Origin of the sequence: Halalkalicoccus jeotgali B3 (genome assembly GCF_000196895.1) — an archaeon.
In the GTDB taxonomy this organism is placed as follows: Archaea; Halobacteriota; Halobacteria; order Halobacteriales; family Halalkalicoccaceae; genus Halalkalicoccus; species Halalkalicoccus jeotgali.
In genome coordinates this window covers 250,741-265,753 of sequence record NC_014298.1, presented here as the reverse complement: position 1 = coordinate 265,753, position 15,013 = coordinate 250,741, and the positions used below count along the sequence as shown (strand labels likewise).

Annotated in this window: 13 protein-coding genes and 1 pseudogene; 8 read left to right on the top strand and 6 right to left on the bottom strand. The window is 51.6% G+C overall.

All coding sequences use genetic code 11. The features are described from left to right. The first annotated feature begins 252 nt into the window (after window positions 1-252). Window positions 253-1,851 (top strand): amidase family protein, encoded by a 1,599-nt coding sequence (locus tag HACJB3_RS19025; protein WP_238532886.1) that lies wholly within the window; start codon window positions 253-255, stop codon window positions 1,849-1,851. A 1,296-nt stretch (window positions 1,852-3,147) separates the two neighbouring features. Here the strand turns inward: HACJB3_RS19025 and HACJB3_RS15900 are convergent. The 4 genes and pseudogenes from HACJB3_RS15900 to HACJB3_RS20785 all read right to left on the bottom strand — a co-directional run. Next, window positions 3,148-3,849, bottom strand: coding sequence for an FxLYD domain-containing protein (locus HACJB3_RS15900; RefSeq protein ID WP_008415262.1), 702 nt, complete (start codon window positions 3,847-3,849; stop codon window positions 3,148-3,150). A 161-nt stretch (window positions 3,850-4,010) separates the two neighbouring features. Then, window positions 4,011-4,658 carry a sugar phosphate isomerase/epimerase family protein gene (locus tag HACJB3_RS15895; RefSeq protein ID WP_008415263.1) on the bottom strand — a complete coding sequence of 216 codons (648 nt, stop codon included), beginning with the start codon at window positions 4,656-4,658 and terminating at the stop codon, window positions 4,011-4,013. A gap of 183 nt (window positions 4,659-4,841) precedes the next feature. Then, window positions 4,842-5,405, bottom strand: coding sequence for a GNAT family N-acetyltransferase (locus HACJB3_RS19020; RefSeq protein ID WP_008415264.1), 564 nt, complete (start codon window positions 5,403-5,405; stop codon window positions 4,842-4,844). 113 nt (window positions 5,406-5,518) lie between these two features. Then, window positions 5,519-5,641, bottom strand: a pseudogene (locus tag HACJB3_RS20785) (GNAT family N-acetyltransferase); the annotation flags it as partial. Window positions 5,642-5,816: 175 nt separating this feature from the next. On the opposite strand from HACJB3_RS20785, the gene HACJB3_RS19985 reads away from it, so the two are divergent. Beyond that, the gene (locus HACJB3_RS19985) at window positions 5,817-5,978 is read left to right on the top strand and encodes a hypothetical protein (RefSeq protein WP_155828818.1); all 162 of its coding nucleotides are present in this window, start codon (window positions 5,817-5,819) and stop codon (window positions 5,976-5,978) included. A 316-nt stretch (window positions 5,979-6,294) separates the two neighbouring features. Here the strand turns inward: HACJB3_RS19985 and HACJB3_RS15890 are convergent, their stop codons facing one another. Further along, on the bottom strand, window positions 6,295-6,546 hold the full coding sequence (locus tag HACJB3_RS15890; protein WP_238532885.1) for a hypothetical protein: 252 nt from the start codon (window positions 6,544-6,546) through the stop codon (window positions 6,295-6,297). 319 nt (window positions 6,547-6,865) lie between these two features. On the opposite strand from HACJB3_RS15890, the gene HACJB3_RS19745 reads away from it, so the two are divergent. From HACJB3_RS19745 to HACJB3_RS15875, 4 genes are all read left to right on the top strand, one after another. Then, window positions 6,866-7,132 carry a helix-turn-helix domain-containing protein gene (locus tag HACJB3_RS19745; RefSeq protein WP_008415266.1) on the top strand — a complete coding sequence of 89 codons (267 nt, stop codon included), beginning with the start codon at window positions 6,866-6,868 and terminating at the stop codon, window positions 7,130-7,132. Then, window positions 7,129-7,638 carry an HTH domain-containing protein gene (locus HACJB3_RS19740; protein ID WP_148258262.1) on the top strand — a complete coding sequence of 170 codons (510 nt, stop codon included), beginning with the start codon at window positions 7,129-7,131 and terminating at the stop codon, window positions 7,636-7,638. The genes HACJB3_RS19745 and HACJB3_RS19740 overlap by 4 nt, the downstream gene beginning before the upstream one ends. A gap of 1,026 nt (window positions 7,639-8,664) precedes the next feature. Continuing rightward, window positions 8,665-8,907 carry a hypothetical protein gene (locus tag HACJB3_RS15880; RefSeq protein WP_008415267.1) on the top strand — a complete coding sequence of 81 codons (243 nt, stop codon included), beginning with the start codon at window positions 8,665-8,667 and terminating at the stop codon, window positions 8,905-8,907. A 186-nt stretch (window positions 8,908-9,093) separates the two neighbouring features. Beyond that, a complete protein-coding gene (locus tag HACJB3_RS15875; RefSeq protein ID WP_008415268.1) occupies window positions 9,094-9,306 on the top strand; it encodes a hypothetical protein in 213 nt (70 codons plus the stop codon). Between the two features lie 125 nt (window positions 9,307-9,431). Here the strand turns inward: HACJB3_RS15875 and HACJB3_RS21275 are convergent, their stop codons facing one another. Then, window positions 9,432-9,623, bottom strand: a complete 192-nt coding sequence (locus HACJB3_RS21275) for a fibronectin type III-like domain-contianing protein (protein ID WP_081461344.1) — start codon at window positions 9,621-9,623, stop codon at window positions 9,432-9,434. Between the two features lie 90 nt (window positions 9,624-9,713). Here HACJB3_RS21275 and HACJB3_RS15870 point away from each other — a divergent pair, with 90 nt between their 5' ends. Continuing rightward, the gene (locus HACJB3_RS15870) at window positions 9,714-12,506 is read left to right on the top strand and encodes a M14 family zinc carboxypeptidase (RefSeq protein ID WP_238532884.1); all 2,793 of its coding nucleotides are present in this window, start codon (window positions 9,714-9,716) and stop codon (window positions 12,504-12,506) included. An 823-nt stretch (window positions 12,507-13,329) separates the two neighbouring features. Further along, entirely contained in the window at window positions 13,330-14,943 is a 1,614-nt protein-coding gene (locus HACJB3_RS19000) for an FAD-binding domain-containing protein (protein ID WP_081461343.1), read from the top strand. The last annotated feature ends 70 nt before the right edge of the window (window positions 14,944-15,013 follow it).

Here is a 15,013-nt window from a genome sequence, read left to right as displayed (position 1 = left end):
CTGGCTTGGACACGCTATACGGAGTGTGTTGCAACAATCGCCGTCCCAAGCCAGTCTCCGGTCGTCTCTCTGTCAGTTTGATCGGATAGTTGTTATCGTATTTTTTCTTCTCTTGGGGAGCGTCGGATATGGACTACTCACACGATGATCGCCAACAGATAGAGAAAACAAATATTATAGTATAAACGTTCACTGTAGGATACTAATACGACATATATGGCAACTAACACCGGATTAAGTAGCACTTTATAAATGTACTCGAATATAGCACTGATGTCAAAAATTCCGGCGAATAAGGGGAAGGAAGAAGCAGTAATACATGAAAATGGTGGATATTCGTCTTCAAGAAGGTCAGTGCTAAAGGCCGTCGGAGCGATGGGGGTAATTGGGACAATTCCTGGAGTTACAAGTGCGACAGAGGATAGCAGGTGTAGTGATGAGTCATTCGAGATTCTTGAAACGACAGTTGCAGATATACACGAAGCCTTCGCTACGGGTCGTACGACGGCTCGTGAGATAACCAAACACTATCTCGATCGGATTGAGGCCTACGATGATCAGTTGAATGTCGTTATTACGCTTAATTCAGATGCGATTCAGCGAGCAGAAGAATTAGATGAGGAGTTCGCTGATTCCGGCCCCACGGGCCTGCTTCATGGTATCCCCATCCTGCTCAAAGACAACATCGATACGGAAGACATGCCAACAACGGGGGGAAGCGTTCTCTTTGCAGATACGACGCCACCAGATGATGCATTCATCACTCAGCAACTTCGGGATGCCGGTGGGATCATCCTCGCGAAGGTCAATCTCGGCGAATTCGCATATGGGTCCGTGAGTTCACTAGGTGGCGAAACAGTGAGTCCATACGATACAGAAATCCAAGCTGGGGGATCAAGTGCAGGCTCAGCAGCAGGAACCGCTGCAAATCTTGGTGCGATCAGCGTTGGTTCAGATACTGGTGGATCGGTTCGTGGTCCAAGCAGCAACAACAGTTTAGTTGGGTTTCGGCCAACAACGGGGCTAGTAAGTAGAGACGGAATTATCCCACTCAGTTCGACGCTTGATACTGCTGGACCAATGACGCGAACCGTTGCGGATAACGCTGTGATGTTAGATGTGATGTCTGGCTACGATTCAGCCGATTCCAAAACAGCCGAAAGCATCGGCGAAATACCCGAGGACGGTTATGTATCGTATTTGAATGCTGATGGCCTTGACGGAGCTCGAATTGGAGTGCCCTGGCAGTCAATCGGCACGGATGATGATGAAGTCGTCGCGATCTTTGAAGAGGCTCTCTCAGCGATCGAGAAAAGCGGTGCGACAGTCGTTGATCTCGATGACCTACCTGACATAGCTACGTTAGCTGACGAGGGAATGGTGATCTCATATGAAATCGAACGAGAGATCAACGACTACATAGCTAGTCTCGGAGACGAAGCACCTGTTGAGTCGTTTAGAGAAATTGTTGACTCTGGCACCGTTGAAGGTGTTATTGCTGAAAATACTTTCCCCGAAACGGAGGATATTGATTCGGATGCCTTAGATGAAAATGTTGACTATCTGAATGCGTTACTCGTGCGCCGAGAGCTTCATAAATTGCTCTATTCTGCAATCGCTGAATATGATCTTGACGCATTCGTCTATGAGACGGGTTATTCCTCGGTCCCGCCGGTTGCAGCATTCCCGAGTGTGAACGTCCCTGCGGGGTTCTCCGAAGAGGCGCTTGCTGTTGGTATTGAATTTATGGCACAGCCGTTCGAGGAGCCCTTACTAATCGAATTAGCGTATTCGTTTGAACAGGCGACTATGCATCGTCAGCCTCCCGAAGGATTTGGACCCATGGCATAATCTTAGTGTGATGGTGTCGAGTACAGATTGGTTCCAAGCTATCGAACGCTGGAAACGTAGAAGTCAGTGTTGTACCATTCGAGCGCTTCGTGGGTGAGCTGAACGCGGTCTCGAGAGCGTTTCGACTCGTCGACTACCACATACGAAACGTCTTGTCTAGGCTGTGGATCGACCCCCGCGTCTCGTGCGCGCTGCAACGCAGTAACCGTTCGCGTGGCTCAAGACGATTTCCGGTCTGTTGAGACGGCATACTACCACCACTATCGAAATCCGTTCGATGTCGGCCGTCGGTCAAGAGCATATCCGTTGATTAGAACCAACACAGGGAGACCACTCTCCAAAAAGAGTCTACCTTGTGCAACATCTCGCATTCGTGGACGTTGTGTTGCACAAGGATCTGTCTGACTAATGTTATCTCTCTTCAACATAGTTTTATAACTATTGACTACACAGTCGTAAGTGAATACATGACCATGCTCGGACCACTCGCGTTTCTCGATCGACGCTAGGTCCGGTCACGATCGGGCATCCCCGACGGCCGGATTCACGCGTTGATTTCATCAATGCACGCACCATCCGGCCGCATTTTCGACGGTTCACTGCGCCATTCTCTCCCCGCTATCGCATAGTGGGAAGCGTTTGGTATGAACTACAACGGCTATAACGCAGTCAGCACTATCGGGACGGTGCTAGCTCGCCGTTCGTGGTTGATTACGTCTTCTGGGCGGTCGGTACCTGACCACAGCAAGCGCTCGGGACACGGAGAGACACCTCTCCGTCGTACTCGAGCATCACTCGGAAATCCAAAATGCAACGACCCCGAACACAAGCCGAACTGGAACATGAACAACGACGTCAGCGCGAACGTCTCGTCCGCCAGCCTTCAGTGATCACAGTTAGTGTGGTCGTCGTCGGTGTTGCTATCGTACTGCACAGCACTGTCGGTATTCTGGCTGTCGTAGCGGCGGCTGCTGTGTGTATCGCTGGTGTCTACCTCACCTTGTAGACTAATCGTCGCACATATCAGCACACTCAAATTGTTCCGTCTAAGCCGACGACTCCCACTACCCACTGGGCGGTCTGGCCATCTTCAAGGTAGACTACGAAGAGTATGAATCCATATCGAAGGTACCGCACTGTCACAAGTGGGATCTCCTACCGATAATGTCGAACCACTATACGTCTCAGCAAGGTCGTTTGGCAGCCAAGCCTAAAGCGGGCGATCATCTTTGATCGAGCCAACAAAAATAATAATATATCTACTAGTCCAGTCTGTTAGTCTTACTAAATTCTAACTCAAGTAGTATTAGATACGAGGAGTTCATGAGTCGCTGCACGATCAGTTCGATCTCGTCCACGCCACGACACCTCGAACGACCACGTTTCACCGCCGCGTAGTTCTGTAACGTTCGTATAGTTGTCCCCAAGGACCACACCCTCTTCATCATAGATCTTTGCGACGGCTGCAACGTAGTCCTCCGTTTCGTCGCTCGTATTTTCGATCTCGCCAGTAACAACAGCTTCATCCTCGCCAACTTCCATCTCACTCCCTAGTAGCTCCAACCCATCCGGATTAGGGTTAGTCAGCTCTTCGTCGAATTCGCCTTCGAATTCGTAGTCCTCAACCTCCTCTGGGTTAGATCCGAGGTAATAAACGCGGGCTTCCCAAGATTCGCCAGGGGCTAGAGATATGAGCCACCCAATATCGTTATCGAGATAGTTCCCATCAGCATTGTACCAATCCGCCTGAAGTTCGATGTTGCCAGACGGAGCATCACCCGTATTCTCAATCAGTGCTTCAACATATACGTCTGTTATGTAATCCCCTTCATCAACAATTAACTCATGGTCAACAATTTCGATTGCAGATGTGCCTTCATCAGTTCCCTCGTCGTTAGTAGTGCTGTTATTGCTATCGCTCGATGAATTACTATCGCGAGTACCCCCTTCTGCTTCCTCGGATCCACCTCCAGTACATCCTGCAAGGGTACTAGCCATTACAAGTCCGCTACTGTAGAGTAGTCGTCTCCGGTTCATATCACGTGAGAGACAAGCATCCAGAGATATAAAGGATTCTAAACAGGTAACTACAGACTCGCCGTGTATTACTAAGATAGTCGACGAGAAAAGAGCATGGCAAGCTCCGCTTTACGCGCGTGTCACTGGAATAGTTCTCTTGCGCTGGCCTGGGCTGTCGGTGGATGCACCTCCATCACGACAGTCCCCTCGTAGTACTCTTCAAGCAGCTGTATTGTTCGTTCACTATTCAGTGTTCCAGCACCAATCTGAAGCCCATCTTTCCTCACGGTCGAATCAGCAAAATGAATAATAGAAATTTGCTCATGATACTGCTCAAGCAGCCTCTCTAGCTGCTGAAGATACGCTGGTTCCGCCATGTAGAGATGTGCTGTATCCAAAACTAGTTCGTGTCCTTGCTCGAGGATCAGGTTCTCTATATGGAACCGGCTGGATCCCGGATTGTTCTCATATCCGTAGTTGGATTCGAACGAGTATTCTTCAAGCTGACCGATATGAACGTGCTGAACGTACTGTGAGTGAATTACAAGATAGACATCCAGTTCCGCTGCCATCGCATCAGCTTGAGTGAACACAGTAGACTCTTCGAGCGACGCGTGAGGGGTATGTACTGACACGACCTCAAGATCGCTTTGCTGAACGGCCGCTATAGATTGCTCAAATGTATCGAGGTGCGTGTGAAGGAGCTGAAGTTCAACAGCGTCAAACCCAAGCTCACTCAATTCTTCCAGTGCATCCGGCTCTGGCCGGCATTTTCCCGCGAATTTCATGCATTTGATTATTTTTCTCTTCGTTTTTATCTTTGGGTCTTAATTTTTAATTGTTCGCAACACAATACGGTCGCTTTCCATGAAGGCTGGGGCTAGGCATAGCTATGGCATTGCTAGACCGCGTGATTACTCTTAATCTACCTGCAGCATCTCTGTAACGCTACATTAGCAGCTCACTGTACGTTATTCATCACAGTGATGAGCAGACCATTCAGTGCGAAGAAGCCCATATTGAATAGTATCGACGTAGTCCCCATCGACAAACCGATTTTTGCGAATACGTCCTTCTTCGGAGAAGCCGAGTGAGGTCAACAGATTCTGAGATACTTCATTAAATTCGTAGACTCCTGCTCCAACTGCGGGGTGAGCGTAGGTACGAAACACATAGTCGATAACGAGCGAAAGAGCCTCTTTGCCGTATCCATCACCATGAACGGCAGGAACAAGCCAGTAGACGAGCTCGGGTCGTCGCCAGTCTGCATCTTCGACAAAGACCACTCCGATCGGTTTCGTCTCGCTCTCAGGGGGCTGTCCAGATCCAGCATCGGTTTCATCAAGACAGACAAGGAATTGGTCGTCACTATGGTCTAATATCTCCTCCTCGACTTGCGTCTGATTCATGAGTCGTGATCCAAGCGAATAGCGGAGTTCGGCATTCGCGGTTCCGCGTTGGAGAAAGGGAACATCCTCCTGCTCAACGGTTCGCAGTGTGATGCGCTCTCCATTCGCAATGCGTGCTCCTGGCATAAGCTGACTGCTCCAGTATTTCAAATAAGGATGGTGATTGGTCTAGCTTATTCTCAGATACGATGCACCGTCGATCGGAATGGGGAGAGTGTATACTCACCAGGTATCGCAATTTACTCTATTGGTTGGGCGTAGTTGACTTGTTTCGGCTGGAAACTCGTATTGCGGTAGAACCGACGTGCACCTTCGTTCTGCCATTTACAGGAAACCTTGAGGTGATCACACCCTTGAACGCGCTATGGATCACCCGAATATGACGCCTGAGTTGGCGGCACTCCTCTCGACTAGTCAGGTCGAACTAGAGTACGAGGTTCGGTCAGACGTGAACGTTAGCGACTAACGGTATTCTCCTCCCTTCTTCAGCGTTAGATACAGAGCATAGACCTATTATATACCACGAGTATTTCGTCCATGGACTGGCGTCTCCTTGTAGCTGGATTCGTCGCGAGCGTCGGGTTCGTTATCGGATGGAGAGAATTCGGCTCACTTGGCGGAGCAGTTCTCTCTGGCGCGTTTGTATCGGGACTCTTCATTGTTGACTGGTTGGTTGATACATATCTCTATGACCTATAGAGCAGTACGAATAGTTACAGAATATCTCAACCATATCTACAAGATATGCACGAACTACCTAACAGCTGCTTCATCTCTCAACACGATAGAACGAAGCAGGGAACTAGGGTGATCGGGAGTCCGTTTCTTGCACATCGGTCCTTGACAGAAGTCCCGACGAAACGGACACAGTGCTGATTTGTCCCGAGCCCCACATCGGACGCAGACACCGACTCTCGGCCTGCAGTGTACGAGGGATCAAACTCAATATCGACGGTTAAGATTCTCTGGTTGTCTAGCGGCTCCTCGCGGATGGCTGAGTAGCTTGTACCCATCGTTAGAGTTTGTAGTCGGCGGCAGTACTCTCATTCTCTTTGTCGAGGTCATCGTCGGCGTCGGCATGATCGACGACTTCCGCCATGTCGATCCAGCGTTGCTGAAGGATTCCCCACTCGCTCTCATCGAGGTCCGGCGGATAGCCAAACGCCTTCCGGACTTCCTCGAAAAGGAGATCTAGACCGGTATTGTGCCATCGGACGGTCGGGAACTTGATCGTAGCCGTCTCACCGTCGTAGGAGAGAGTAACCACGACAGTCCCGTTCGGATCGACGCCCGCTGGTTCGTAAAGCAATGGTGGACGGGTATCGAACAATATCGCCAGACCGCGCCAACGAACTTTGCTGGGTTGAGTGGCTCAGAATCGTCGTTATAACCACCGTACTGAAAAAGGACACTACAGTGCCTTCCAAACGCTATTGCTCTCTCCGGAGCGTAGCTGACTGCTCTTTTCCCGTAATGTTAGATATTATAATATTCTAAGTGATCATCGCTCACGAGTATAGTCGAGACGGGGGTAGTACCCAATCCCGTCCAACCAGCCCGTACAACGTCACCCAAATTCCAACGCCATGAATTCCCAACAGCCCATTGCCAACCAGTCCGAAGCGACTGTCGAGCCAGTACCACCTAGTTTGGACTCAAGTACCTCGAAGCTCGTGTACGTGTACTTATCGAGCAGTGAGTCGGCAACGATCGACGAACTCCACGCAGCGCTCGATGTTGAGAAGCTGACGCTGTACCCAATCCTAAATACACTCATGACAGCGAATCTCGTCACCCAATCCGAGGGCAGATACAGCTGTCAGAACCACTCGATATGCGAGATGGGATCATGACTGCTACTGTGCCTCGTGCCGTTTTACGGCTGCGAACACTCGTCCCTAGGGGAATTAGTCCAATTCAATCCGACGTTATTGACCAGCTTCAAGAATGCAAGACGGAAGGAACAATCGCTGACCTTGATATCGACACGTGGGGATCGTCAATGGGAATGTCCATTTCGAACGATCGAGATTCCACCGACACACGAAAATTACTCTCCGAGTTCGAACAATGGGAAGAAACCCATAATTGTACCCTTAATCCCGCTTTTGGGCGCTCCGACACCAAATCGAGTGGTGGTGGCAACATCGAGGATGGCACCTACACTACATTACCGCTGCTCTGTCTAGCGGTCTATAACGATACAACGGTCCAGGCGGTCTATCCGCATAGGACTAGCGAAGAAGTTCGTACGATCTACGATGGAATTGCCGCACTCGAAGCAAGAAAACCAACTAGAGAGCAGATAGAAATCACATCAAGCGAGAAGCCAACGGCAACGGGCACATACTCGCATTGATAGCTGTAGCTAATGACGGACCTTCTTCTTCGGTTTCCGTCCCAGATTTTTAATCGATCTACGTGAGAGTATTGTTGAATAGTGCATTTCCTCGATTGATTTTCGTTGCGGTGAAGATACCCTACTGGGATGATCGCGCTCAGCGATCGCAAGATTGGTCGCAGCAGTATAGGGAGTATCCCAGCGGAGAACATTCGACCAGCGCCAGCACAACGGATCAAACATCCAATCTTCGTGATATAGATTCTCGTAGTCAATAGCGACAAGACAGCCATCAAGAACCATCCCCTCTACATCCATTCGTTTCGTAGACGACGGCAACCAGCCACGCTCACGAAGGCGGCGACCTATGTAGCAATCCGCGTGAGATGAATTCCGAACCTCAAGGTCATCATACGCGTGATCATCCGGTAACGCGCCGAGGTCGTCACAATGTTCCATGAGTATCCACCCTTGATCTCGGTTAGCGTCCGACGATCGGACACAAAAGATCGTCATCGCCGCGCCGGACCGCGTCGTTCCATACTCCCAGCTCGGATTTGAGGAAACAAGTGGAGGTATCAGAGTGATCCCAATGGTGTGTCATTTCAGTGGGACCGTCGCTGGCACAGTCCGAACAGACCTTGAGTACATACGTCTCTTTATATCCAGGTTCAATATGCCGCCGGCCTTCATGGATGCCTGGTAGTGTATAGACATGGCCTTTCAAGAGACGTGTCGCACCAAGTTCAGATCGTAACGCTTCTCGCCGACTTTCATACCCCCACACTTCATACTCAGCAACCTTTCGGAAGCGAGCCCGTCCTTCAGCCGTCAGGGGCGTGTCGTGATCCATTTAATAGGGTCTACGCTGCCGCTTCTTTAAATCTAACACGACGGTAACGACCGACGAACGCCATCAACGCAGTCCATCCCCATACCGTCGGTCCTACTAGCTCACTGCACGGAACAAGCTCTATCATCGATTCTCGACAAACCCTGCGAGAGCCACTACGTACAACATCAAGTACACGGAATACAATCGAAATGTCCGACGCCACAGACAAGATGATCGGCCGGGTCGTTCGCACGGTCGAATATAACACCGGCAACGGTGGATCCGAGGCAATTAGTACCGCCCAGATTCGCGTTCATCTCTGTGCGAACAGTATCTATCCCGTCGAGGCGGTTAACCGAGCGATCGCCACAGCGCTCGAACGCGGCGATCTCGTCGAACAGAACGGGAAATATGCCTCCGCGAGTTCGGACACCTACCGCAAGTACCTGTAGAGGCATTCACGTTCCAATAGACGTCTTTTCGAAAGCACGAGCAACTGCATCCAAACCTAGTCAACTACCTTGTGCAACACTCACCGTTTATTGGCTGCCGATGTTGCACAAGGTTTCTACTGTAACAGAGATCGCAACTCGCAGCTGCACGGAATGATTAACTTGTCCCAAGAGAGTGGCTCTCGTATGATCGACGTCACATACGAGGACGTCAATGACGAGAAAACGACGATCCACGCGGATGAAGCGAATATAACACCCGAAGAGCGCTATCTCCAGATACGAATTACAGACGACGAACGGCAACTCGATATCCCAACACGAAGAGTGATTTCCGTCGAACGTGATCTCGAGGAACTGGATGCGAACGACCGGACAGCAAGCGCACAGTATCTCTAAGTCGCGTTAACGATCTACTCTCAGGACAAAAACAGTGAACCAGCCACGACGTATGTTTGCTCTCGTAGTCACGAAATCGTCGTACTGCTGGGCGAGAAAATGACTCCAGTAGGGATATTAGGCTCTCAGTGGACCTCAAAGCGCTCGGTGAGACAGATATCCCGCGAGGAGCTCCCGACAAGCAGTTCGAATGCCCCTGATTTAGTCACCCACTCGCCGGCCTCCCCGTCGTAGAAGCCCAGGTCGTCGACGGGAACGTGAAACGTGACGGTACAGCGCTCGCTGGGCTTGAGCGATACCTTCTCGAAGGCTTTGATAGTCTATAACGTAATTGATTTTAACATTCAGGACATTTATGTATATTCACTAAGTGGTATTTGATTGCGAGTGTCACACTCGCAAGCACAATGGCACAACAGGACCCGTCTAAAGCAGAGGACCGATTCGGAAATGCATCGATTAATCGTCGTGACTTCATGCGTCTCTCGGCGGTGACCGCTGGGGCACTGACGCTACCTGGTCAAGCGATCTCCAAGATATCTTCACCAAAGCTAACCGACCTTTACGAGTTCGCGATCAATCACACGCCCGAAGACTACGGTGTTGGTACACTCATTCGACTCACAGATACCACTGCATTTGACGATCTTAGTGACCTTGATCTCCAAGAATATCGTCAAACGGATGATGGTGAACCGGCTGCCTATGCGCAGTTAGATAACACAATCATAGAGAACATCATCGACATCGATACCGTCGTACGACTAGAGTTCTCGCCCGGCGCGAACCCCTTCTGGCAGCTCAGTAACTACGAACCACGAGTCTTTCCGCCAGCGATCGAGAGCGTCGATGACCTCGACTTTGAGGAAACGATCACCGGTCTCCAAACGCTCGAACAACGCCACGACGATCGACTGTCTCTCACCAGCATCGGTCAATCCCCAGGCTGGTTCAACCATGCATTAGGCGATCTCGAGCCGAGCGATGTCTGGGTCGCAGAACTGACGAACGATATCGGCGATGAGGCGGCGTTCGCCGACAAGAAGAAGGTGATCTACGCCTGTTCGATCCACGGCGACGAGCGGTCCGGGGCTGAAGCCGGAACCCGATTTATCGAGCGACTCCTCAAAGGAGAGGAATCTGAGACCGAGGCGTTGCTCGATGATGTCGTACTGATCTTTCTCTATCCTAATCCCGACGGCTGGAACGCACGACTGCCACAGTACGCTCAGGAAAATCAAAACTCTGCTGAACGACTTACTGCCAAACGTGGCAGCGCTCGCGTCGAGGACACAAATCGTCAGTATCCCACGGCTGGCTGGATCGATCCTGCGTACTTCCCGGCCGAACCCGACGGCACGAATTTAGTAGATGACGATCCAGATATCGATGATGATGTCCCCAAGGCCTATCAGAAAAACGTCCCTGATCCGCTCAAAATTGTCGAGCACTTTCGAGACTACGAGAATCTCGCTTACGCCGCGGATCTCCACGAAATGGGGTATCGGAAGAATTTCGCCTTGGGGTTGCATGTCAATACGGAATATGACCTCCAGCAAACCCACGACATTTACGAGTTGAACCGGGAGCTAAAACCCCGCCTGAATGACCAGCTAGGGGATCTGCTTAAGGAGCGTGAGGATGTCTTCCAGCAATACATCGACGAGGAGGCTGAGGATCCGGAGGCCGTCCCGCTTCCGACGGAGATCCCTTTTGACTACGGGACGATCACCGATACGCTCGGGTATCAGACGACCGGGATTCTTGTTAGTTGGATGGGGCACCCTGAGGAGTATGGTGGCCTTGGGATGCAGACGCTGGCCTATGAAATCGCTGGGCCGGCACCACGGTGGCCGGAACTCATGGACCTGAACGTAATGGCGTACTCCGAGGTTATTCGAAGTCTGGCTGCCCATGCCCTGCGAGACGTTGAGGCGACGGTCCAGACGGGCGGCCGTTCAACGGCTTACGTCACTACCGATACAGTAACACGCAGTAGTAACGATTTGGTCTTCGCTGAGTCGAAGGCCAGCCACACAGGGGAAACGATGACGGTCGGTCCTGAGCCGACGACAATGACAGTGGCGATTGAGGAGAACACACGGTCAGTTACATTCCAGATTGTTGAGCGGACTGACACCGCAGTAGTCGCAACGCTGCGCGATCCCGATGGAACCGTCCGAGCGACCTACGATTCTCAGAAGGACGAGTCCGACGCCGCACGGATGTGCATCACTGAGTCGACGTCGGGTAAGTGGACGGTCGAAGTTATCAATCCGCGAGAAGAGCCACCCGAGAAAGGTGAGGTCGCCGTCGTTGTCGATACAGTCACCAGTGAACCGATCGAAGATGGTATTGCGTCGCTTGATCCTCGGGATATTCTTGGATACGAGCAACGTGAGTACGAAGTGACGCCATTCTCGTTCCTCGAAGGATATAGCGAGTTCCTTGATGAGGGACAGCTTGACGCTGTGAGTGTCGCGGACGTTCAGGATGGCGCCCTCCTTGATGACGGTCAGCCAGCCTATGACAACCTAGTCGTTATTCACAATGAGGGTGTGGAAGATGCCGCCTATACTGATGCGCTCGACGCGTTCGTCAATGCTGATGGAAACGTCCTTCTTACCGACTCGGGCGTGCGGGTACTCGCTCATCTGGACAACGACCACGTTAGTAGCATTACTGAGGACGACATTCATGACGAGACTGTTTTCTCGGTCGCAATGAATGCGTACGAGGAGTCACATCCACTCCGGGAGAACGCGCGGCCGATCCAGCGCGAACTCTATACTCCTGCACCCGTGGGATATCCTGTAACGACTGAAGGAGACGCACCTGCGACCGTCGTTGACGTTGAGCAGTTCCAATCAGCCGATGGCGATTCCGCTGGCCGGTTGATGACCACACCCAACCGCGACACTGTGAGCGACCTCGTTGTTGCTGGTTCGATTCAGGATAACGGAACTGGCGTGCATATCGTCGGCGGATTACTTCCGCCTGCGTTCCAAGAGCAGTTACATCCGTTCGGGATGCTCAACCATTCGGTATCCCTCCTCGGATATCTCACTGTGACGAATGCGCTCGGACATAAGCAACGTCGGGTCGTTGACGGCGAGGAAGTCATCTTCGGAGAGACGATATTAACGGGGGACCAAGCACAGGTCTACTATCCCGATGCTACAGAGGACGAAGACGAGTAGTTAGGTACCGGATTCAATCAATCGAGGCGTCTGCTGATCGGTTCGGTTTCGATCAACAGTCTGTTCGAGTCAATTATTGAAAAAGTAGCCAAAGAGGCTGCATAATCGGGCTGCTGGCCGCGCTGATTAGAGAGTTGCCGGCTTCGAGCGAGAGTGTTGCGTGGTGGTTCCGCGATATCGACACCACCTTTTCGGACACGCGAACCGAAGCTATGGTGAAACCTATCCCCAATCGAGTGATTTCAGCAAGGCAAATCGTCGTACGACCCTGACCAATTCAACTCGCTAAACAAAAAATAGCCAGCTCACGGAATATCATCTGTGGTCTCGGCTGTCCGGAACGACTCGAGGTCGGGGTTTGGTCTTGTTTCAATACTCATTCGAATCGTCGGATCGATCCACCTTTCCGACTAACGAACTTCCTGACGCCGATCAGCATGATGACTGCTCACCGACTGTTGAATCACTCATTCGTCTTCTGAACAACGTGGAGATACTGGTTCACTACTATCGAAGCTGATGAAACAGCCATCATCAATTTTTATCGCTCGGTGTCGTAGTGAAGCCAGATTGGAGTTACTTTAGAAGAGTCTCATTTGTTCCAAGTCCTCTGCGAAGGATTTTCTCCAGCTAATCGTTCCAGTTTCACCGTGGTTGGCGGTTCTATAACTCGGTAGAGTACCAGTTGTCGAACACCGATGACACCCTTTCGAATTCGAACTCGAACTCAAACAGTCGAGAGAAAACAGAGAAGGGGAACCACCAGACATGGGCATGCTATCGTCATCTCCTTTCGAACAACATTCGGACCCGAATCCAGCCAATGACAGTTCTGTTCTGGCATCGTACTGATCTCCGCCTCCAAGATAATCGAGCGCTCGAGAAAGCACTGCAGACTGCCCACGAGAGGGGGACAGTTGTCCAACCAATCTTCGTCTTCGATTCACAGTTCTACTCTGAGGACACGCTAGCCTGTCATGCCAGAATTCGATTCCTCCACCAGTGTCTCGAGAGTCTCAGAGACCAGTATCGCACTCATGGTTCGGAACTAACCTTCCTTTATGGAGAGCCAATCGAACAATTGCTTTCAATTACAACACGTGGCTTTAGGTCCGACTCAAATGCCACTGAGCAATCGGAGGCGATTTTCTATACCCGTCATCCGACTGCTCGCTATGGTGAGCACCGTGATAGAAGACTCCACAAGCAAGCGACGGATTCGGGACTCTCTGTTCAGGCAGTCCCGGAAGGAGCGATCACGTTCGATGCCGACGAACGCGGGATCAACTCCCGAGATGGGTGGAGCGAACGCTGTGAAAACTACCTCACTGGCGACCCACTCAATCCCAACATGGATCCCCTCGTTGGTCCCGACGAGGCACTCGAAAGCGAGGTGACGATCGACGAAATCGAAGATACCTACGGGATAGCGCCGACCAAGCAAACGGTCCCCCGTGGCGGCCATACGGCTGCTCATCGCCGACTCAACTGGTTTGGACGCCCAACGACGATAGCGGACTATCCTGAGGGCATTTCCCCACCAGCGAAATCCGAACGACAGACTTCTCGTCTCTCACCGTATCTTCGCTTCGGGGTGCTCTCGCCACGACAGATCTACAATCGGACTGTCGACCAGTACGGTGCCAGGCGAGCACGGGAACTCTTCGAATCACGCCTCTACTGGAACCGTCATTTCAGGCAGAAACTCGCGGATAATCCGACGCTGACCGAACAGGCCGTCAACCCCGTTTTTCGAGGGCTATATGCTGGGTCCGATCATCGCGACGAAGAACGGATCACAGCCTGGAAAGAAGGCCGGACCGGGTTTCCAATGGTCGATGCATCAATGCGAGCGCTGACCGAAACAGGCTTTCTCAATTTCCGAATGCGGGCGATGGTCGCCTCGTTTTTCAGCTATATCCTCAAGCAGTGGTGGCGAATCGGCGCGGATTTCATGTACTACCATCTGATCGATGCCGATCCGGCGATCAACTACGCTCAATGGCAGATGCAGTGTGGGTTAGTCGGCTGTCATCCCAATCGAATCTACAACCCACGAAAGCAGGTCCGCGAGAACGACCCAGCGGGAGAGTTTATCCGCGAGTACGTTCCGGAGCTCCAAAACCTTTCAACAACCTTCCTCGAGCGACCGGAAAAGACACCGCTGCATGTTCAGGAACAATCCGGTGTCACGATTGGAGATACATCGGATGCAGTGTATCCATACCCGATCGTCGATTTCGAACGCGAGGCAACGCTGGCTCGTGAGCAGTTCAATGATCGTGCAGACGCGGCTCGCGAGGCGCTCCAAGATCCAGACGTCCGACGTCGAGCATCACTCTCTCGGAAACGACGGCACCAAGAGTTCTCGACGGAGTCAACAGGCACGAACAGTGCCGATACAGCCGATCAGCAGCAGCTCGCTGACTACAGTTAATCGGTCACGAGTCGGCCGTGAGTGTGGACCCACGATGGATAGTAATCTAGCCTCATCGATTTCAAGCTCT

What these genes read in the sequence shown, in the direction of transcription:
- HACJB3_RS19025 (WP_238532886.1), top strand. Translation starts at nt 253, where the DNA reads ATGTACTCGAATATAGCACTGATGTCAAAAATTCCGGCGAATAAGGGG.
- HACJB3_RS15900 (WP_008415262.1), bottom strand. Translation starts at nt 3,849, where the DNA reads ATGGCTAGTACCCTTGCAGGATGTACTGGAGGTGGATCCGAGGAAGCA.
- HACJB3_RS15895 (WP_008415263.1), bottom strand. Translation starts at nt 4,658, where the DNA reads ATGAAATTCGCGGGAAAATGCCGGCCAGAGCCGGATGCACTGGAAGAA.
- HACJB3_RS19020 (WP_008415264.1), bottom strand. Translation starts at nt 5,405, where the DNA reads ATGCCAGGAGCACGCATTGCGAATGGAGAGCGCATCACACTGCGAACC.
- HACJB3_RS19985 (WP_155828818.1), top strand. Translation starts at nt 5,817, where the DNA reads ATGGACTGGCGTCTCCTTGTAGCTGGATTCGTCGCGAGCGTCGGGTTC.
- HACJB3_RS19745 (WP_008415266.1), top strand. Translation starts at nt 6,866, where the DNA reads ATGAATTCCCAACAGCCCATTGCCAACCAGTCCGAAGCGACTGTCGAG.
- HACJB3_RS19740 (WP_148258262.1), top strand. Translation starts at nt 7,129, where the DNA reads ATGACTGCTACTGTGCCTCGTGCCGTTTTACGGCTGCGAACACTCGTC.
- HACJB3_RS15880 (WP_008415267.1), top strand. Translation starts at nt 8,665, where the DNA reads ATGTCCGACGCCACAGACAAGATGATCGGCCGGGTCGTTCGCACGGTC.
- HACJB3_RS15875 (WP_008415268.1), top strand. Translation starts at nt 9,094, where the DNA reads ATGATCGACGTCACATACGAGGACGTCAATGACGAGAAAACGACGATC.
- HACJB3_RS15870 (WP_238532884.1), top strand. Translation starts at nt 9,714, where the DNA reads ATGGCACAACAGGACCCGTCTAAAGCAGAGGACCGATTCGGAAATGCA.
- HACJB3_RS19000 (WP_081461343.1), top strand. Translation starts at nt 13,330, where the DNA reads ATGACAGTTCTGTTCTGGCATCGTACTGATCTCCGCCTCCAAGATAAT.